This window comes from Paenarthrobacter sp. AT5, from assembly GCF_032764245.1.
In the GTDB taxonomy this organism is placed as follows: Bacteria; Actinomycetota; Actinomycetes; order Actinomycetales; family Micrococcaceae; genus Arthrobacter; species Arthrobacter ureafaciens.
In genome coordinates this window covers 1,284,110-1,303,227 of the sequence record NZ_CP136441.1, presented here as the reverse complement: position 1 = coordinate 1,303,227, position 19,118 = coordinate 1,284,110, and the positions used below count along the sequence as shown (strand labels likewise).

General features: G+C 64.8%; 15 protein-coding genes. 7 read left to right on the top strand and 8 right to left on the bottom strand.

Going from position 1 to position 19,118, the window contains the following annotated elements; translation table 11 throughout:
* Positions 1–49 precede the first annotated feature (49 nt).
* Genes RI444_RS06065 through RI444_RS06055 form a run of 3 tightly spaced genes read left to right on the top strand, consistent with a single transcriptional unit; the run spans position 50 to position 5,148 of the window.
* Entirely contained in the window at positions 50–1,171 is a 1,122-nt protein-coding gene (locus RI444_RS06065; protein ID WP_031216222.1) for an AAA family ATPase, read from the top strand.
* 9 nt (positions 1,172–1,180) lie between these two features.
* A complete protein-coding gene (locus tag RI444_RS06060; protein WP_207604969.1) occupies positions 1,181–2,677 on the top strand; it encodes a DUF58 domain-containing protein in 1,497 nt (498 codons plus the stop codon).
* Positions 2,674–5,148 (top strand): DUF3488 and DUF4129 domain-containing transglutaminase family protein, encoded by a 2,475-nt coding sequence (locus RI444_RS06055; RefSeq protein ID WP_410510800.1) that lies wholly within the window; start codon positions 2,674–2,676, stop codon positions 5,146–5,148. Before RI444_RS06060 ends, RI444_RS06055 begins: the two co-directional genes overlap by 4 nt.
* 137 nt (positions 5,149–5,285) lie before the next feature.
* Here the strand turns inward: RI444_RS06055 and RI444_RS06050 are convergent, their stop codons facing one another.
* Positions 5,286–6,767 (bottom strand): NAD-dependent succinate-semialdehyde dehydrogenase, encoded by a 1,482-nt coding sequence (locus tag RI444_RS06050; protein ID WP_021471471.1) that lies wholly within the window; start codon positions 6,765–6,767, stop codon positions 5,286–5,288.
* Between the two features lie 160 nt (positions 6,768–6,927).
* Complete coding sequence (gene rsmI, locus RI444_RS06045) at positions 6,928–7,758, bottom strand: 16S rRNA (cytidine(1402)-2'-O)-methyltransferase (protein WP_062099081.1); 831 nt, start codon at positions 7,756–7,758, stop codon at positions 6,928–6,930.
* Positions 7,759–7,933: 175 nt separating this feature from the next.
* Between rsmI and RI444_RS06040 the strand changes: the two genes are divergently transcribed.
* Positions 7,934–9,730, top strand: a complete 1,797-nt coding sequence (locus RI444_RS06040) for a dolichyl-phosphate-mannose--protein mannosyltransferase (protein ID WP_316963876.1) — start codon at positions 7,934–7,936, stop codon at positions 9,728–9,730.
* Positions 9,731–9,794: 64 nt separating this feature from the next.
* Positions 9,795–11,627: an AMP-dependent synthetase/ligase gene (locus tag RI444_RS06035; protein WP_207604971.1), complete on the top strand. Its 1,833-nt coding sequence runs from the start codon at positions 9,795–9,797 to the stop codon at positions 11,625–11,627.
* A gap of 23 nt (positions 11,628–11,650) precedes the next feature.
* On the opposite strand, the gene RI444_RS06030 is transcribed toward RI444_RS06035, so the two are convergent.
* Both RI444_RS06030 and RI444_RS06025 read right to left on the bottom strand, forming a co-directional pair.
* Positions 11,651–12,841, bottom strand: coding sequence for a TIGR01906 family membrane protein (locus tag RI444_RS06030; RefSeq protein ID WP_242703124.1), 1,191 nt, complete (start codon positions 12,839–12,841; stop codon positions 11,651–11,653).
* 139 nt (positions 12,842–12,980) lie between these two features.
* Entirely contained in the window at positions 12,981–13,976 is a 996-nt protein-coding gene (locus RI444_RS06025; RefSeq protein ID WP_170828525.1) for a stage II sporulation protein M, read from the bottom strand.
* Positions 13,977–14,092: 116 nt separating this feature from the next.
* Between RI444_RS06025 and RI444_RS06020 the strand changes: the two genes are divergently transcribed.
* Complete coding sequence (locus RI444_RS06020) at positions 14,093–14,896, top strand: RDD family protein (protein WP_021471477.1); 804 nt, start codon at positions 14,093–14,095, stop codon at positions 14,894–14,896.
* Between the two features lie 12 nt (positions 14,897–14,908).
* On the opposite strand, the gene RI444_RS06015 is transcribed toward RI444_RS06020, so the two are convergent.
* From RI444_RS06015 to RI444_RS06000, 4 genes are all read right to left on the bottom strand, one after another.
* On the bottom strand, positions 14,909–16,126 hold the full coding sequence (locus RI444_RS06015; RefSeq protein WP_021471478.1) for an Ig-like domain-containing protein: 1,218 nt from the start codon (positions 16,124–16,126) through the stop codon (positions 14,909–14,911).
* A 107-nt stretch (positions 16,127–16,233) separates the two neighbouring features.
* A complete protein-coding gene (gene ahcY, locus RI444_RS06010) occupies positions 16,234–17,712 on the bottom strand; it encodes an adenosylhomocysteinase (RefSeq protein ID WP_021471479.1) in 1,479 nt (492 codons plus the stop codon).
* 44 nt (positions 17,713–17,756) lie between these two features.
* Positions 17,757–17,945 (bottom strand): hypothetical protein, encoded by a 189-nt coding sequence (locus tag RI444_RS06005; protein ID WP_062099075.1) that lies wholly within the window; start codon positions 17,943–17,945, stop codon positions 17,757–17,759.
* 131 nt (positions 17,946–18,076) lie between these two features.
* The gene (locus RI444_RS06000) at positions 18,077–18,454 is read right to left on the bottom strand and encodes a DUF3499 domain-containing protein (protein WP_228145582.1); all 378 of its coding nucleotides are present in this window, start codon (positions 18,452–18,454) and stop codon (positions 18,077–18,079) included.
* A gap of 143 nt (positions 18,455–18,597) precedes the next feature.
* Between RI444_RS06000 and RI444_RS05995 the strand changes: the two genes are divergently transcribed.
* Entirely contained in the window at positions 18,598–19,116 is a 519-nt protein-coding gene (locus RI444_RS05995) for a metallopeptidase family protein (protein ID WP_021471482.1), read from the top strand.
* The last annotated feature ends 2 nt before the right edge of the window (positions 19,117–19,118 follow it).

Below are 19,118 nucleotides of genomic sequence, written 5' to 3'. Positions count from 1 at the left end.
CCAACGCCGGCACGTTGCCGGGCGGGCGGCCACGGCTGAAGGGCATTCCATGGAGTCCAAGCGACGCGCCACTGTTGAACCAGCTTCTTTTCAGGGCGAGGCGTACAGCGCTGTGCCCTTGGACGCTGCAGACAACGGGAATGCTTCGCGCAACCCGGACGCCGTGCACAACGGGCACAAGCCGCACGTGATGGATGCCGAACGCTTCCACGATTCCAGCGAACGGATCCTCGGTGCGATCAGCAAGGTGATCGATGGGAAGGCCGACGCTGCCAAGCTGGCCCTGACGGTCCTCCTGGCCCAAGGGCACCTGCTGCTTGAGGACGTGCCGGGGGTAGGAAAAACCCTACTGGCAAAGACACTTGCCAGAACCGTTGACTGCACGGTTTCCCGTATCCAGTTCACCCCGGACCTGCTGCCTTCGGATGTCACGGGCGTCTCCATCTATAACCAGTCCTCCCGGCAGTTCGAGTTCCGGCCCGGAGCTGTTTTCGCGAACATCGTGATTGGTGACGAGATTAACCGTGCTTCGGCCAAGACCCAGTCCGCACTGCTCGAGTGCATGGAGGAGCACCAGGTCACCGTGGACGGGCACTCCTATCCGTTGGCCCTGCCGTTCATGGTGGTCGCTACCCAGAACCCCATCGAGATGGAGGGCACCTACCCGCTCCCCGAGGCCCAGCGCGACCGTTTCATGGCGCGCATCTCCATGGGTTACCCGGACCGGGATGCGGAAATCGAAATGCTGGAGACCCACCAGGCTGTTTCGCCCTTGGCCAAGGTGACGCCGGTGGTCACCGCCAACGACGTCGCAGCCATGATTGCCACGGTCCAGCAGGTGTACGTGTCCCCCGCCATCAAGGAGTACACCGTAGCCATAGGCCGCGCCACCCGCGAAAGTGCCCGGTTGCGGCTGGGTGCCAGTCCGCGCTCCTTGCTCCAGTTGCTGCGCGCCGCGAAGGCAACCGCTGCCTTGGACGGCAGGGACTTCGTTCTCCCTGACGATGTGGTGGACGTCGCCGAGTCGGTCCTGGCGCATCGCATCATCCTGGACAGGAAAGCGGCGAGCGCCGGCGATACCCCCCAGACCGTCCTGCGCGGAATCCTTGCCTCGCTCCCGGTCGCCCAGGAACCGCCCGGCGCGTGGCGCAGGGATAAGCAAAGCGCCTAGGCGGTCCGGATGGCACTCGTGGATCGGCTTCCCAAGCATCTGTTCACCAACCGGGGTTGGGGTTTGCTGGCCGCAGGCGTGGTGTCCATCGTCTGTGCCCACATCATGGGCCGGCGCGATTTGCTCACCTTGGCAGTGTTCCTGATTTTGCTGCCCCTTGTGGCACTGGCGGGGGTCCGTATCCTCAAACCTAAATTCCAGGTGTACCGGGAGTTCAATCCCTCAAGTGTGGAAACCGCCATGGCAACCACCGTGCGGTTGGCCGTGGCCCGCACCTCGTACGGCACCGGCCGGGTGGTCATGGAGGAGCAGCTTCCGCCCCGTTTCGGAGATCCGCCCGCGTTCCGCTTCCCTGCCCGCTCCGCCACCGGCGGAACCAGCCGCTATGAGTACCATCTCCGTTCCGGGAAGCGCGGCCAATTCCGGATCGGTCCGGTCACCGCGGAGTTCAGCGATCCGTTTGGCCTGTCCTTGCGCCGCCATTCAATCGACGACGGCGACCTCCTCACCGTGACGCCCGCCGCCGTCGAACTTCCCGCGACGGGACTGGCCGGGGCCCGGGGAAATGACGGCGTCACGGCAACCCGGATCCGCGCCAACCCGAGCGATGACGACATCATGACCCGCGAGTACCGCCATGGTGATCCGATGCGCCGGGTTCACTGGCCGGCAACGGCGCGCCACGGGCAATTGATGGTGCGCCAGGAAGAGTCCGTGACCACTCCCGAGGCCACGATCGTCCTGGACCAGCGGCTGGCAGCCTTTGCTCCAAGCACCGGCTCGGTCTTCGGGAGCCATGACGAGGACACTGATCTGCTGACCACGCCCGGTTTCGAGTGGGTGGTGACCGCTGCAATGTCCATCAGCGCACACCTGTCCGAGCGGAACTATTCGCTGCGAATGTTGGACGCCTCGGGGCATCCCGCCTTCAGCCACTCAAAATCCGCTCCTGACGCCACCGCGGAGGAATTCAACGGGGCGGGCGGCCTGCACGCCATCGCCGAGGGCCTGGCAGCAATTGAGTTGTCCGGTCCCCGGCATCACCGGCCCGAGCACGCCCGTCAGGACGAAGAAACGTCTGCGGACCGGCGCAACCCGGGCAGGACCCCTGCTGCCGTCAGAGGCCCCGGCCGCGCCGCCAGGAACCTCGATGAATCGCCGGAAGGCGGAGACTCGGCTTTCGATGACCTGCTCATGGACAAGCTCGCGGCCCATCGGCTGCGCGGCCCCCTCCTGGCGCTGCTCGGCAACCTGACCGTGCCCGAGGCCAAAGCCCTGGCTCCGGCTGCCGCATATGGGGCCAACGCTTTTGCGCTGCTGGTTACTGATTCCTCCCGCAACAACGAGCAAGTCCTGGAGATTCTGCGGCAGGGTGGATGGCGGGCCGTCGCCGTCACGTCAAGGACCCCGTTGGCGGCTGCCTGGGCGGCGTTTGACGAGGGCGGAATGGTTGCTGCGGCTGCGGCCGCCATGGACGTCCGACGGGGAGCGGCGGTGCCACGATGACCGTCACTTCGCGGCCGAGCGCAGATCCCCGGAGCAAAACTTCGACGCCGGGCACACGGCGCCGCATCTCGGGCCCGGGTCCGGGCGCGTTCCCCTGGGCGATGGCCGGGGCCATTTCCATGGGCGTACTGGGTGCCGCGCTTTCACTGAACGGGGTTTTCCGGGGCTGGGCGTGGTTCATGCCGCTGATCACCGCCGTGGTGGCCGTGGCGCTGACGCTGGCCGTGCTGCGCTCCTTGCGCGTGCAGCCCTTGCTGGCCACCATTGGCGCCTTGGCTTCCCTGATCGGGGTCCTGGCCTTCACGTTCTGCCGGCAGGAAAGCCTCCTGGGGTTCATCCCCACGCCGGAGACCCTCCAGGCAGTGGGAAGGCTCATCAAGCGTGCCGGGGAAACCGTGGTTTCCGAGAGCGCTCCAGTGGCTCCAAACGTCGGCATCGTCTTTGTCACGTGCGCTTGCCTTGGGCTTTTGGTGGTCTTGATCGATGCCTTGGCCGTCCCCCTTTCCATGCCCGCGGCGAGCGGCATCGGCCTGCTGGCCATCATGGTTGTTCCGGCCACCATCAAACCGCAAAGCGTCGGCGTGCCGGGCTTTATCGGCGCGACCATCGGGTTCCTGCTGATCCTCGGCTGCAGCCAATGGTTCGCTCCCGACTCGCGGCTGCAATCCGGGGCTCCGCGGGGCGCTGGCCAGTTCAAGCGCTTGGTGGTCACAGGGGTGCTGACCCTTGGCCTGGCGATGGTGGTGCCGCTGGCCATACCGGGTTTCGACAACGGTACCTTCCCGCAAGGCTCACGGCTCACGCCGTGGGGAACCTCGAACGGGCTCAACCCCATGATCACCCTGGGCAACAGCCTCCGCAGCCCCAGCGGGGCGGGCCGGATTACTTACGCCACCAGTTCCAGCGGGCCTTTGTACCTGCGCTCGGTCACCATTGACCACTTCGACGGCGAAACCTGGGCGCCGGATGATCGTGCCGGCTCGCGGCGGGCGGGGGCGGACCGGATCGAGGCCGGGTACTCCGTCCAGGGAGAGATAGTCAACGCCGTCACGTCCATCAACGCCGGACTGTTCACCAGCCCGTATCTACCCGCCCCCTTTGCACCGGTGTCAGTCAACGGGCTCAACGGACGCTGGACGTGGGACCCCGACACGCTGAGCATCATGAGCACGGAAACCAGCACTTTGGCCCAGCGGTACGTTGTGTTTTCCGCAGCGCCCAAGGTCACGGCCCAGGCTTTGTCCCAGGCGAACGCTGCGCCCCGCTCCATTTCCGAGGACTTCCTGCGCATCCCCGGAAACCTCCCGGGCATCGTCCGGGACACAGCCCGGACGGTGACGGCATCGGCGGGCAACAATTACGCCAAGGCGCTGGCCATCCAGAAATACCTCCGCTCCGGCGAGTTCATCTACTCCCTGCAGGCTCCGGTCCAAAACGGGTATGACGGCAACGGCCTGTCAGTCCTGGCGGATTTCCTTTCCGTCAAGAGCGGCTACTGCGTCCATTTCGCATCGGCGATGGCTGTGATGGCGCGGGTTGAGGGCATCCCCAGCCGAATCGCCGTCGGATACGCACCGGGCCGGCTGACCGGCGAATCCGTGGCGTTGGTGGGCCAAGGTTCCTTCCCCGAGTATGAAGTGGACGCCCGTGACGCCCATGCCTGGCCGGAACTGTACTTCGAAGGCCTGGGGTGGGTTCCTTTTGAGCCGACGCCTTCCCGCGGCGTCGTTCCCGAATATGCCACCGAGGCTTCCACCACCGGAAACCTCAGCACGAACACCGATGAGAAGGACGTTCCCAGTACGGCGCCAACGCCTGTCCCCACCACGGCGCCGCTGCCCGGTATCGACACACCGGCCCAAGGGCCTGTTCAGGGCAACCCGCTTCCCGCTATTGCCGCCACATCTGCCGCCGTCATCCTCTTGGCTGCGTTCCTGGGTTCTCCGCGCCTTACCCGCTCCGTGCTTCGCCGCCGCCGGCTGAAGCGCCGCAAACCCGGGGACGATCAGCCACTCCCGGAGTACCCGTCCGCAGGATTGGCATGGGCCGAATTGCTGGACCTGGCCACGGACTTTGGCGTGCCCTCCACACCAAGCGAAACCCCACGGCACTTCTCGGCAAGGTTCCGCTCCAGCACGGTGCTTGGTGACTCTGGCGGGTTCGACGACGCCGCCCACCGGGCGGTTGCCTCCCTCACCGCCGACTTCGAACGGCAGCGCTATGGCCGCCCCTCGGATACCGCCGCCGCGTCCGCAGCGCCCAGGATCGCCGTCGTCCGGGAGTCGTTGCGCAACAATTCGGGCTGGTGGGTCCGTTTCCAGGCGGACTGGCTTCCGCCGTCGTTGATGCGACGGTGGCTCCACGCGCTCGGCGCGCCTTTCCGGGCGCTGGCCTCGGTCACGAGGCGGGCCGGTGCCGGGCTTGCCAGGTCATGGCGGGGGTTGCGGCAGCTGCTCCCTCAGCGCCGCTGACCCGCGCGGGGTCACAGCCGGACCCACACAGGGCCGCACAGTAAAAAGACCCTGCCCCTCGGAACGTGTAGTTCCAGGGGCAGGGTCTTTCTTGCATCTACCGGCTTGTTGCGGGAGCGGTGGACACGGAAGGGATGCTAGTCGGCGTACGGATCCGCGATACCTACGTACTGGGTGTAGAGGTACTCTTCGATGCCCTCTGCGCCGCCTTCGCGGCCCAGGCCGGACTGCTTGACGCCGCCGAACGGCGCAGCGGCGTTGGAGATGACTCCGGCGTTCAGGCCGAGCATGCCGGTCTCGAGCTTCTCGCTGACGCGCAGGCCGCGGTTGAGGTCCTTGGTGAAGACGTAGGCAACCAGGCCGTACTCGGTGTTGTTGGCCAAGCGGACTGCGTCGTCTTCGGTGGAGAACGTGATGATCGGGGCAACCGGACCGAAGATTTCTTCCTTGAGGATGCGGGCACCCTCGGCCACGTTCTTGAGCACCGTGGGCTGGTAGAAGTAGCCGGGACCGTCGACGGCGGCACCACCGGTGACTGCCTCGGCGCCGCCTGCGACTGCCTCGCTCACCAGGGCGTGGACGCCGTCGCGGGCTTTGCCGTCGATCAGCGGGCCGACCTTGGATTCGGGCTCGGTGCCGCGGGCGGTGGTGAGGGAACCGATCTTCGCTGCGAACTTCTCAGCGAAAGCGTCGGCGACGGACTCGTGGACGATGAAGCGGTTGGCTGCTGTGCAGGCCTCGCCCATGTTGCGCATCTTGGCAGCGATGGCGCCTTCGACGGCCTTGTCCAGGTCGGCGTCTTCGAAGACGACGAACGGGGCGTTGCCCCCCAGTTCCATGGAGGTGCGCAGGACCTTGTCCGCGGCCTCACGGATGAGGGCCTGGCCCACCGGGGTGGAACCGGTGAAGGAGATCTTGCGGAGGCGGTCATCCTTGATCAGCGGGCCGGTGACGGCACCTGCGGTGGAGGTCTGGATGACGTTCAGGACACCTGCGGGAAGGCCGGCTTCCTGCATGACCTGTGCAAAGAGGAGGCTCGTCAGCGGGGTCAGGTTGGCGGGCTTGAGCACCATGGTGCAACCGGCGGCAACGGCGGGGGCAATCTTGCGGGTGGCCATGGCCAGCGGGAAGTTCCACGGAGTGATCAACAGGCAGGGACCCACGGGCTTCTTCTGGACCAGGAGGCGGTTCTTGCCGTCCGGGGCTGCCGAGTAGCGGCCGGAGACACGGACTGCTTCTTCGGAGAACCAGCGCAGGAACTCAGCGCCGTAGGTTACTTCACCGCGGGCTTCGGCCAGGGGCTTGCCCATTTCGAGGGTCATCAGCAGTGCGAAGTCTTCGGCGCGCTCGGTCACCATGTCGAACGCCCGGCGCAGGATTTCGCCGCGTTCGCGCGGTGCCGTGCGGGCCCAGTCGGCCTGGGCAGCAGCAGCTGCGTCCAGGGCAGCGGCGCCGTCTTCCGGACCGGCGTCGGAGATGCTGAGCAGCACCTTGCCCGTGGCAGGGTCCTCAACATCAAAGGTCTTTCCGGATCCCGCGGGGCGCCACTGACCGTTGATCAGCAGGCCAGTAGGGACGGAAGCCAGCAGTTCGCTTTCGCGTTCAACCGTGACAGTCATGGCGACTCCTTCGTCTTGGGTGCTTTGGAGTGTTGCACCACTAGGGTTCCTTGCCAGAAGTGGCTTGAATTACTGCCACGGTACTGCCCGGCCGGAAGGAGTGTCTACGCCTGTGCGCACTGCACGGTGGCCCCGTAATTGTGCAGCTGCACAGCACTTCCTAGCGCGCCGCCAGGACCGCCGCGTAGAGTTCGCGCTTGCTGATGCGGGCGTCTTCGGCAACTGCGGCCACGGCCTCTTTCAGGCGGATGCCTTGGGTTACCAGCTCATTGACAGCCGCCACGTGGTCTTCCGGCTTTCCGGGCGCCTGTTCAGGTGCACCGCCCACCACCACGGCAATTTCCCCACGGACCTCGTTGTTCTCGGCCCATTCCAGGAGTTCGCGCAAGGACCCGCGGATGACTTCCTCGTAGGTTTTTGTCAGTTCACGGCACACCGCTCCACGCCGCTCCGGGCCAAACCGCTCGTGGAGGGCACGCAACATCACTTCGAGCCGGTGCGGGGCCTCGAAGAACACCATGGTGCGGCGTTCGTCGGCCAGCTCGCCCAGCCGGGAATTCCGCTCCCCGGGTTTTCGGGGCAGGAAGCCTTCAAAACAGAAGCGGTCTGTCGGGAGGCCGGACAACGCCAGGGCAGTCAGCACAGCCGAGGGGCCGGGAACAGCGGTGACGGTCAGGCCCGCGGCAACAGCGCCTTCGACCAGACGGAAGCCGGGGTCGGAAACCGCCGGCATGCCCGCGTCACTGACCATGAGGATGCTCTTGCCCTCGCGCACCTGGTCCAGGAGTTCGCCGGTCTTGGCCACCTCATTGTGCTCGTGGTAGCTGATCACGCGGCCGGATACCTCAACGCCAAGGGCCTGGACCAGGCGATGGAGCCGGCGGGTGTCCTCCGCAGCGATGATGTCCGATGTGCCCAGGAGCTCGATCAGCCGCGAGGATGCGTCGCCCACATTTCCGATCGGTGTGGCGGCCAGGACGATCCTGCCAATACCGGGGGTGCCCCGCTCCGGAGACTGCACGGTTTCCCCTGCGGAAAATTCGTCATCCAAGGGGTTCTCAACAGGGGTGCTGCGTTCTTCGTCCACTTGCCAAGCCTACTGCCCCGGCCAGCCGTTCAAAGGCAGTTCCGGTTTCTCCCAAGGACGGAAAGGTAGCATGGGGCGGGTGAACCAGTCGTCCGTTCCTGCCACCGATTCCGGAACTGCCGAGACGCCGGTCCCCTCCCGGGACACCGACGGAACGGCGGCCGCTGACACAAAAGAACCGGTAAGGGAACTGACTACTTGGGAGCTCCCGCAAAACCACCGAAAGGACGCCCGCCTTAAGCCGCGCGGGCTGGAGCGGCAATCCTGGATTGCACGGCCGGCTGAAGCCTTCACCTCAAAGAGCCTCCGGAACCGCCTTATTGGCGGCATTCACAGCTGGCGGGACTACCCGCCGTCGTTGCGTCTCTGGTTCTGGCTCATCCCTGCCCTGACCGCCGTCCTGGCCGGCGTACTCCGCTTCGTCCGCCTTGAGGTTCCGCACAGCCTCGTGTTCGATGAGACCTACTACGTCAAGGACGCCTACTCCTACCTGGTGAGTGGCTACGAACGGAGCTGGCCGGCCAAGGCCAATGATTCCTTCAACGCGGGCAACCCCGACGTCCTCCTGAACAGTCCTGAGTATGTAGTCCACCCGCCTGTGGGCAAGTGGATGATTGCGTTCGGCATGTGGCTGTTCGGAGCAGACAACCCCTTAGGGTGGCGCTTCGGGGCGGCTCTCATCGGAACACTGACGGTTTTCCTGGTGTCCCTGATCGCGCTCAAGCTCTTCCGCTCCCACACCCTCGGTTTGGTTGCCGGAGTGCTGCTTGCAGTGGACGGCCACCACCTGGTGCTCTCCAGGACATCCTTGCTGGATATTTTCCTGGCCTTCTGGATCCTGGCGGCGTTCGGCGCCTTGCTGTTGGACCGCGACGACGGCCGCCGTCGTCTGGCTTCCCGGCTCGCCGCGCAAGCGGCTGCTTCGCCCGGCGGGGTGCCATCCCCGCTTCAGCTCCTCTCCGGTCCATGGCTGGGAATGCGTTGGTGGCGCCTGGTGGCGGGCCTTTGCCTCGGCTTGGCGGTGGGCACCAAGTGGTCCGCGCTCTCCTTCGTGGCCGTGTTCGGTCTGATGACGGTCTTTTGGGACATGAGTGCCCGCAGGATTGCAGGAATCCGGAGCTGGGCCAGCGCGGCGATTATCAAGGACGGCATCGCGGCGTTCTTCACCATCATCCCCGTCGCGTGCGTGACGTACGTGGCCACCTGGACCGGGTGGTTCCTGTCCAAGGACGCCTATTACCGCCAATGGGCTGCCACCAACCCGTCGCCCGGCTGGGACTGGCTGCCCAACCCGATTCGCTCCCTGGCGCACTACCACCTGGAGGCGTACAAGTTCCATCAGGGCCTCAGCTCGGACCACCCTTACGAATCGAGTCCCTGGACGTGGCTGGTGATGGGCCGGCCCACGTCCTTCTACTACCAGGCCCCCAAGCAGGGCACGTCCGGTTGCGTCGTTGAAACGTGCTCCTCGGCGATCCTTCCAGTCGGAAACCCCGTCGTGTGGTGGGGCGGAACCATTGCCCTGGTCATCCTTCTTTTTTGGTGGGCGGGCCGGCGTGACTGGCGTGCCGGAGCCATCCTGGCCGGGGTTGCCGCAGGCTATCTCCCGTGGTTCATGTATCCGGAACGCACCATGTTCGTCTTCTATGCAGTGTCCTTCGAGCCCTTCCTGGTCCTTGCCCTCACCTACGTCCTCGGCCTGGCGCTGGGGCGGAGCAACGATCCACCCTGGCGGCGCCGCTCAGGGCTGTACGTCGTGGGTCTCGTGGTGATGCTCGCTGTGATTGCCACGGCATTCTTCTACCCCGTCCTGACCGCAGAGGTCATCAGTTACCAGGACTGGCGGATGAGGATGTGGATGCCTTCATGGATTTAGGCTGATCCATGGAAGAAATGCGCGGGCAACGGCACACAGCCAAGCCCAGGAAGCGAGGAGGGTCGTGAGGGAAGCAAGCACAGAGCTTCTGGTGGAGGCCGATGAGGACAGCAACGTCACGGACCTCCTCCTGGAACGGTGCACCAAAGATCCCTTCGGCATCCTCTATGCCCACAAGACACCCAACGGCTGGTTGAACGTCACGGCATCCCGGTTCCTGGCCGACGTCAGCGCACTCGCCAAGGGCTTGATTGCAGGAGGGCTCAACCCCGGAGATCCGGTGGCTGTCCTCTCCCGCTCCAGCTTTGAGTGGACGCTGGTGGATTTCGCCATTTGGATGGCCGGCGGGGTCACCGTTCCTATTTACGAGACGTCATCGGCAGGCCAGATCGAATGGATCCTGGTGGACTCCGGAGCCCGCCGCGTCTTCGTCGAGGACACAGCCAAGGCTGAACTGGTCCGGTCTGTGGTGGACAAGTCGGCCGCCCTGGGTGATGACCTGGTCAATATCATCCGCATGGAACACGAAGGTGAGGCACCGCACCTGACCAGCGTATCCGCCGTCGGGACCGGCATCACCGACACTGAGCTGGAACGGCAACGCAGCGCCGCGAACCTTGCCGATGTCGCATCGATTGTCTACACCTCCGGCACCACGGGCAGGCCAAAGGGTTGCGAAATCACCCATGGCAACTTTGTCCGCATCACCCGCAACGTCATTCCCTTCCTGCCTGAACTGCTCATGCAGCCGGGGGCAAGAACCCTGATGTTCCTGCCGTTGGCCCATGTCCTGGCGCGGGCAGTGCAGGTGGTCTCAATGACCGGCGGGATCACCATGGGCCACAGCGCAGGAGCGAGCGGGTTGATGGATGACCTCGGCGCCTTCAAACCGACGTTCCTGCTGGCTGTCCCCCGCATCTTCGAAAAGGTCTACGCAGGAGCCGGGCACAAGGCTGCCATGAGCGGCAAAGGGCGGCTCTTCGCCGCGGCGTCGTCAACGGCTGTGGAGTATTCGACGGCGGCGGACCTCGCCTCGCGCGGGCAGGGCACCGGGCCCGGCTGGACGTTGCGCGCCAAGCATGCAGTGTTCAACAAGCTCCTCTACCCCAAGGTCCGCGAGGTCTTTGGCGGGGCCGTAGGCTACACGGTCTCCGGTGCAAGCCCGCTCAGCCTTCGGGAGAACCATTTCTTCCATGGTGCCGGCGTTCCCGTCCTGGAAGGCTACGGGCTGACCGAAACCACTGCCCCCTGCACAGTCAACACACCCAGCATGTTCCGCGTCGGCACCGTAGGCATTCCACTCCCCGGGACCACCATCCGGATAGCCTCCGACGGAGAAATCCTGGTGAAGGGCATCGGCGTCTTCAAGGGTTACCACAACAACCCGGCCGCCACGGAGGCAGCGTTCGTCGACGGGTTCTTCCGCACGGGAGACCTCGGCGAGCTCGACCAGGACGGGTTCCTCACCATCACCGGCCGCAAGAAGGACCTGCTGGTCACTGCCGGTGGCAAGAACATCGCCCCGGCACCGCTGGAGGAGAAGCTCCGTGAACACCAACTGGTGGGCCAGGCAGTGGTCGTCGGCGATGGAAAGCCGTTCGTTGCCGCATTGATCGCCCTCGATCCTGAAGGACTTGCGGATTGGTGCGCGGAGAACAAGCTCGGTGCGCTGTCCCTCCAGGAAGCATCCACAGACCCGCGGGTCCGCGCTGAAGTGCAGTCCGCCGTTGATGAAGCCAACAGGCTGGTGTCCGCCGCAGAGTCCATCCGGAAGTTCGACTTCATCACCAGCGAACTCACCGAAGAATCAGGCCACCTCACGCCGTCGCTGAAGCTGAAGCGCGATGTGGTGACGAACGACTTCGCCAAGCTGGTGGAGAAGCTCTACGCAAAGTAGCGCCACCTGCGCTGAACGCAGTCTTACCGCTTGGTGGTTGCTGAATCCTTGGTGGGGTCTGCAGCCTCGGCCTCAACATCGGCAGATTCGTTGGCATCCGCCGATTTGGCTCCCAGACCGCGACGACGGCGTGTGGGCCACGTCAGGATGAAGGTCACCGTGGCTGCCAGGAACACCAGGGCACCGATGACGATTCCGGCATCGACCCAGAACTGGCCGGGGAAAAGGCGGATGAGCGTATCCTCGAGCGAGAAAGTCCAGGTGCCGCTGGCGAAGAAGATGCGGTGGAACTCGGTGAAGAACTGCTGCCAGCTCAGGACCGCCAACACGGCAAGACCGATGATGATCACCAGCGTGACGATCGAGCCGGCGAACAGGCCGCGGCGGACACCGCCGTCGCTCTTCTTCCGGAGGTACATGATGGCGATGAAGCTCAGGATGATCAGCAGGAGGCCGGCCCCGAAGGAAGACAGTATGACCAGCTTGACGTCGGCCATGTGTGAAACTTCGGAGTCCTTGAACAGCTGGTTGCCGTCCTCATGGACCAGGCCGCCCAGGTACCGCGGACCCGCCCAGTTGCTGAGGTAGTCCACTGCATAGGAGCCGTAGGTCATGCGGTCTTCGGTGCTGAACCCGTAGCCGTCCCCGGGGAAACCCGGCCGGTTGTACTCGATCCAGAGGAACAGGGGGCTGGCTACTGCACGGACGGCAAGCACCAGCAAGATGATGGGGAAGAAAATCGCGAGCAGCACTTGGAAGATGCGGGGCGCCAGCGGCTTCACCTTGGCCGCTTGCTCGCGCTCTGCGTTGCGGCGGGCAACTTCCTCTTCGGGCGGACGGAGCTGAAGGGCCGATGTCGGTAACGGCTCCGAGTGCGACGCGCCGCCGGTTGGTTTGCCGGCAGGGGAAGAACCTGCGAACAGCGGGGGCTCGGGCTCAGTTTCCGCAGCTTCGGCGGCCTTGCGGCCAGCGCGGCTTTCGGGCTGGGTTCCCGTCGGGGCCGCGGGCTGGGATCCAGTGCGGCTTTCGGGTTGGGATCCAGTCGGGGCCGAGGACGCCGGCTGGGCTTTAGTAGCTGCATCGGCTGGGGCGGAGTTCCCCGCAGCCGACGTGGCGCCGGACGATGCGGGCTTCATCCATTCGAAGGCCGGTTCATCGGGATCGTCGTGGACGTCCGTGTCCGGTTCTTGTGGTTTCGGGCTCTTGTCGCTCACAGCGGTTTCACTTCCGTAGGCATCGACCGGCCACTGCGTGCTGCCGGATTCTTGTCTGCATTCGAGCCTACAGTCCGCCCTTGCACCGAAACAGGAGCCACCCCGCCGTCGGCAAGATTGAAACGTAACTGTAAGGTGCCTACGCAGCTATGCCCCGGTATCCGGCGTCGTTCGTTTCCAGGTCTCCCGTTTCCCCGGCGCGGAAGGCACGTCCGCCCAGCAGCAGTGCGTACACCCAGTAGGCGGCGAGGACCATCGCCCCAATGGTGATCTTCGCCCACACCGGCAAAGGGCTGGGCGTCACGAATGCTTCGACGACGCCGGAGACAAGCAGCACCAGAACCAGTCCCAGCGCAACGGTCACCAAGGAGCGGCCTTCCTCCGCAACAGCCTGGAGCCGGGTTCTCGGGCCCGGCTGGACCATGGCCCAGAAGATCCTTAATCCGGCTGCGCATGCAATGAAGACGGCCGTCAGTTCCATCAGGCCATGCGGAAGGATGTAGCTGAAGAAGATGTCCAGCTTCCCGGTCGCCACGAAGACTCCGGCCGCGGCTCCTACCGCCTGGGCGTTGAGGAAGAGGATCATGGGCACCCAGAATCCGGTGATGCCGAAGGCAACAGCCTGCGCGGAGATCCAGGCGTTGTTGGTCCACACGGCGCCGGCGAATGATGCTGCGGGGTTTTCGGAATAGTAGTCGATGAAGTCGTCCTCGACGTACCGGCGGATATTGTCGTCGCTGCCGAATACCGCCCGCAAGGCCTCCGGCGAGGTACCGATCCACAACGCATACGCCCCACCCACCGCCAGAAAGAAAAGTCCGCACCACACGGTCAGCCAGCGGATTCGGTAGAAAGCCGCAGGCAACGCGATCACAAAGAAGCGGGCCAGGTCTTCCATGAAGTTGGATCTGGCCCCTGTAAACCGGGTACGTGCCTGGGCCAAGGCTGCGGACAGGGACGACGACAAGGCCGATTCCGGCGCCACGGAACGGATCAGCGACAGGTGCGCTGACACGGTTTGGTACAGCCGCAGCAACTCGTCGGCCTCTTCCCCGGTCAGCCGCCGTTTATGGGCCAGGTAAGTAAGCCTGGACCATTTGCTCCCGTTCACGGCTGAGAAGGCGTCGATGTCCACGGCTCCACCCTAGTCCCTGACGCGCGCGCGGCAGCGGGGACGCAGCTAGACTCAGTGCAGCAAAGGCAGGTCATGCCTTTCGCAGGGCAAAAAGCTACGAGAGAGGCGGCGCCCGGTTGAGTTCAATCGTCACAGGCGAGGCAGTGGTCCTTGAACTGCGCCCTGCCTCATTCGCCGCCCGCGCCCTGGGCCTGGTCCTGGACGTCATCGCGAACGTCGTGCTGCTCATCCTGCTGATCATCCTCGTCGGCTTCGCCGCCCCGGACCTGGACGCGGCCGCAACGCGGGCCATCATCCTGGCCTGCGTCGTTTTCTCGTTCGTCATCGTCCCGGTCACGGTGGAAACCCTCACCCGTGGTCGTTCCCTGGGCAAGCTTGCCGCAGGACTCCGCATTGTCCGCGACGACGGCGGTTCCATCCGGTTCCGGCATGCGGTTATCCGCGGGCTGCTCGGGTTCCTCGAAATCTACGTGACGTTTGGTGGACTCGCCATTGGTGTGGCGCTGTTCAGCGAGAAGTCCAAACGGTTGGGTGACATCGTGGCCGGAACATACTCCCTTCGCCAGAGGGTTCCTGTGGAACCGCGTATCCTGCCTGCCGCGCCACCGTATCTTCAAGGGTGGGTGGCCATGGCCGACATTGGGCGTATCCCGGACAATACCGCGCGCCGTGCGGCGACCTTCGTCCAACAGGCTTATCGGATGGCGCCGGCATCGCGAACCAACATGGCCATTGCCTTGGCTTCCGAACTTGCCAGCTATGTGGCTCCGCCCCCGCCGGCAGGAACCATGCCCGGAGACTACATCGGGGCAGTCCTGGGCGAACGCCGGAACCGGGAGTACGAGCGGCTCAAGCGTGCCGAGCAGCGCAATCTGGCCACCGGTGAAAGGCTCCGCAAGCTGCCGTTCACGGAGCGCTGACTTTGCCTGGTCCTACCTTTGGGCGTAGCTTGCCCATGGAATATTCCAGTCACCGAAGCCTTCGAGCGGCTCGACGGCGGGGGCGCCGGTGTTGAGGATCTGCACGACGTCGCCGGTCTTCATGTTGTTGAAGAACCAGGCGGCATCCTCAGGCAAGAGACCCACGCAACCGTGCGACACATTGGCGCGTCCAATGGCACCCCAGGCGGCCTCCAAAGCCTGGTGAACATAGACGCCGGACCACGTCAGCCGGTTGGCGTACTCCACCACCAGCGGCGGATAATAGCCCTTGTCCCCCGGCTTCAGCCCGATGGTCCCGGCGTTGAAGTTGGAGTGGCGTTCCTGCTCCATGATCACCGCATAGCCCGTGGGCGAGAGCCAGTCCTCCCCGCCCAGGGACACCGGCGCTGTGTGTGCCAGCTTGCCGTCGATGTACACGTTCATGGTCTTGGTGGTGTCGTCAACCACGGCTATGCGCTGCGGACCGGTGGTGAAGGTGGACGTGACATCCCCGTTGCCGATCATTCCGTTGCCGAAGTCGACGCCCAGGAGCTTCATGTCCACGGTGACAGTGGTTCCCGCGGCCCAGAAGGCTTCGGGCCGGATGCGCACTTTCTTGTCCGAGTACCAGTGCCACGCCACCGGCTGTCCCGAGGAGACAGTGATGGCAACGCGCTTTTCCATGGCGGCCTTGTCCAGGACCGGTTCACTGAAGTTGATCTCGATCGGTTGCCCTGAACCTGCCACGGTGCCGTTGCGGGGGTAGATGGACGCATCCGCTTCATAGGCTGCCGAGACGGTGGTGAAAGTCTGGTTTCTGGTGGTTTCCTTGCCGGCAGAGTCAGCCACCGTGAAGGAGTAGTTGTATTGGGTCTTGAACTTCAGGACCTCCAGCGTTGTCCAGGTGCTGCCGTCCGGACTGATCTTCCCTTGCACGGGAGCGCCCCCGTCGGCAGGAACCAGGCGGACATCCTTGATTTTCCCGTTGACGGCTTTCACCTGCGGGCCGACCACCGGATTCCACTCCACTGCGCCATCGAGCGGAGTGACGCCCAGTTCAACGGGCTTGGCCTCGGGAGCGGCCGACTGCACCGTTCCGGCGTCGTTGGAGGCGGAGCCCGGCAGGAGGCCGGGGACGGTGGCCACACCGATTCCGCCGGCGGCGATGGCCGCGCAGATCCCGATGATGGCAACGACCTTGCCTGTTTTCCGCTTTGCGACTTCGGTCATGGTTCCCGTCTTCCTGTCCCCCGGCAGCTTTACTGAACAGTCAATTTTAGCCGAAAGGCCGGCCACGCAGGTTCGCGTGTCCGGCCTTCCAGTTCTTGTCACAAGGCTTAGTAGCGGTAATGCTCCGGCTTGTAGGGCCCGGCGACGTCGAGGCCCAGGTATTCGGCCTGTTCCTTGCTCAGTTCGGTCAGCTCTACGCCAAGCGCGTCAAGGTGGAGGCGTGCCACCTTCTCGTCAAGGATCTTCGGCAGGACGTAAACCTGCTTCTCGTACTCCCGCTCGCCGGCAGGCTGGTCGTGCTTGGTCCAGAGTTCGATCTGCGCGATGGTCTGGTTGGCGAAGGAGTTGCTCATCACGAACGACGGGTGGCCCGTGGCGTTGCCGAGGTTCAGGAGGCGGCCTTCGGAGAGCACGATGATGGAGCGCTCGTTGTCCGTTCCGGAGTCGAAGACCCATTCGTGGACCTGCGGCTTGATTTCGACCTTCTTGACGCCGGGAAGCTTGGCAAGGCCGGCGATGTCGATCTCGTTGTCGAAGTGGCCGATGTTGCCCACGATCGCCTTGTTCTTCATGCCCACCATGTGCTCGGCCAAGATGACGTCCTTGTTGCCGGTGGTGGTGATGAAGATGTCACCCTGCGCCAGAACCGTCTCCAGCTTGGCCACTTGGTATCCGTCCATGGCGGCCTGCAGGGCACAGATGGGGTCGATCTCGGTGACCACGACGCGGGAACCCTGGCCCCGGAGCGCCTCGGCCGCACCCTTGCCGACGTCGCCATAGCCACAAACGACGGCGACCTTGCCGCCCATGAGGACGTCGGTGGCGCGGTTGATGCCATCAGGGAGGGAGTGGCGGATGCCGTATTTGTTGTCGAACTTGCTCTTGGTCACGGAGTCGTTGACGTTGATGGCCGGGAAGAGGAGCTTGCCCTGCTCGGCGAGCTGGTACAGGCGGTGGACACCCGTGGTGGTCTCCTCGGTGACGCCCTGGATGCGGGCCGCGGTCCGCGTCCACTTCTGCGGGTCCTCGGCAAGCGTGCGGCGAAGGACGTCCAGGATGATGCCGTATTCCTCGGGGTCCTCTTCTGTTGTGGCCGGGACAGCCCCGGCGGCTTCGAACTCAACGCCCTTATGCAGCAGGAGCGTTGCGTCGCCGCCGTCGTCGAGGATCATGTTGGGGCCCAGCTCCGGGTTGCTGTCGGCACCCGGCCAGGTGAGGATCTGCTCTGCGGTCCACCAGTACTCTTCCAGGGTTTCGCCCTTCCAGGCGAACACGGGAACACCCTGCGGGTCTTCCGGAGTTCCCTTGCCAACCACGACGGCGGCCGCGGCCTCGTCCTGGGTGGAGAAAATGTTGCACGATGCCCAGCGGACTTCGGCGCCCAAAGCGGTGAGGGTCTCGATCAGCACGGCAGTCTGCACGGTCATGTGCAGCGAGCCGGCAATCCGGGCACCCTTCAGGGGCTGGGAGGCGCCGAATTCTGCGCGCAGCGACATCAGGCCCGGCATTTCGTGTTCGGCGAGGCGGATCTGGTGGCGTCCGGCCTCGGCCAGGGAGATGTCGGCTACTTTGTAGTCAAAAGTCATGGGTGTCCTTCGATGTACCTTGTGGAATTCGTGTCTTGGGAGAATCAGGCGTCGGCGGCCGGAAGAAGGTCCGGCGGCAGGAGCAGGGGAATTCCGTCTTCGATTCCGTAACGGACCTTGTTGCCGGCGGCGTCCGCCTCGGTGGAGACGAGCTCCTCGCCTTCCTGCACCAGCGCGGACCCTGTCACCGGGCAACGCAGGATGGACAACAGTTCAGGACTTACCTTTGGCATGGTGAATGCTCCCTGGATGGCGCCGGGCATGGCGCCACGGGCTGATTATTCTGCAGGTTCCAGCCTACCGCGCGGGACTAAGCGTCACGGAGCCGGCGAAATATTGCTCCGGACCCGGGCCGCCCGCCGGGTCAGGAAGGTTCGCGCAGGACCCTCAGGTGTCCCCGTCGGGTGCCCTCAACAGCGGCAGGCGGTTCCACCGGGGTGCGCGGGGTACGGGACGGGCTTTCCGGTGCTGCGGATGCGGCTTCCCGCACTGCGTTCGCAAGGGCCAGCAGATCATCCGGGCCCGGCTGCGGCGGGGTGCCCGGCATGGCCAGGCGAAGCACTTCCCATCCCCGCGGGACGGTCAGCGTTTCCGCATGCTGGGCACAGAGGTCATAGGCGTGGGGTTCGGCGTACGTTGCCAACGGGCCCAGAACGGCGGTCGACTCGGCATAGACGTACGTCAAAGTAGCTACCGCTGACTGGCGGCAGGCTGATCTTGAACACTGGCGAATAGCACCCACAACATCCCAGATTAGCCGCAGTTGGCCCCTGGAGCGTGCATTGACGGGCACAGCAGGCCGCATTTCGGCTCCGAAGCAGGGCCCGACGGCGGCGCCGGCCCCATGATGTCGCGCTGGCGGTTGGGCGGGACTACAGTCGTTGTATGCAGTCACAGCCACAGGTTCCTGGCTTCACCATCCAGTGGAATGAGGCCAACGGCAGTCAGGCCACTGACCCTGCTGCGCAAGCCCCCCGCGGGTTCCGGCGGCGCCGTCGCAACCGTCATGGGCGGGGCCTGCGGGGCGAGCTGATGCTCCCCAACCTTCCGGGCTTCCGGTCCCGCTCCGAGCGCTTCGATGACATGGTGCTCGACTCGGCCGAACGGCTGCAGGAGATGTGGGGCCAGCAACTCGATGGCGTGCTCTTTGCCGTGGATGAGATCCCGCCCCGGTTGGAGCAGCTGGTCGCCGAACGCACGGCAGCGCCCATGGGGGCATACACGCCGGCCCGCGGAGGCGAACCTCCCATGATCACGGTGTACCGGCGGGTTGTTGAACAGGCTGCGGGCACCCGCGAGGAACTCCAGGACCTGGTCCATGACGTTGTGGTGGAGTACACGGCCGAGATGCTCGGAGTGCCACCTGAGACGCTCGACCCCGTGTACCGCCGTCGTTATCAGTAGCA

What these genes read in the sequence shown, in the direction of transcription:
- RI444_RS06050 (WP_021471471.1), bottom strand. Translation starts at nt 6,767, where the DNA reads ATGACTGTCACGGTTGAACGCGAAAGCGAACTGCTGGCTTCCGTCCCT.
- RI444_RS06055 (WP_410510800.1), top strand. Translation starts at nt 2,674, where the DNA reads ATGACCGTCACTTCGCGGCCGAGCGCAGATCCCCGGAGCAAAACTTCG.
- RI444_RS06005 (WP_062099075.1), bottom strand. Translation starts at nt 17,945, where the DNA reads ATGCCAAAGGTAAGTCCTGAACTGTTGTCCATCCTGCGTTGCCCGGTG.
- RI444_RS05995 (WP_021471482.1), top strand. Translation starts at nt 18,598, where the DNA reads ATGCAGTCACAGCCACAGGTTCCTGGCTTCACCATCCAGTGGAATGAG.
- ahcY (WP_021471479.1), bottom strand. Translation starts at nt 17,712, where the DNA reads ATGACTTTTGACTACAAAGTAGCCGACATCTCCCTGGCCGAGGCCGGA.
- RI444_RS06065 (WP_031216222.1), top strand. Translation starts at nt 50, where the DNA reads ATGGAGTCCAAGCGACGCGCCACTGTTGAACCAGCTTCTTTTCAGGGC.
- RI444_RS06015 (WP_021471478.1), bottom strand. Translation starts at nt 16,126, where the DNA reads ATGACCGAAGTCGCAAAGCGGAAAACAGGCAAGGTCGTTGCCATCATC.
- RI444_RS06060 (WP_207604969.1), top strand. Translation starts at nt 1,181, where the DNA reads ATGGCACTCGTGGATCGGCTTCCCAAGCATCTGTTCACCAACCGGGGT.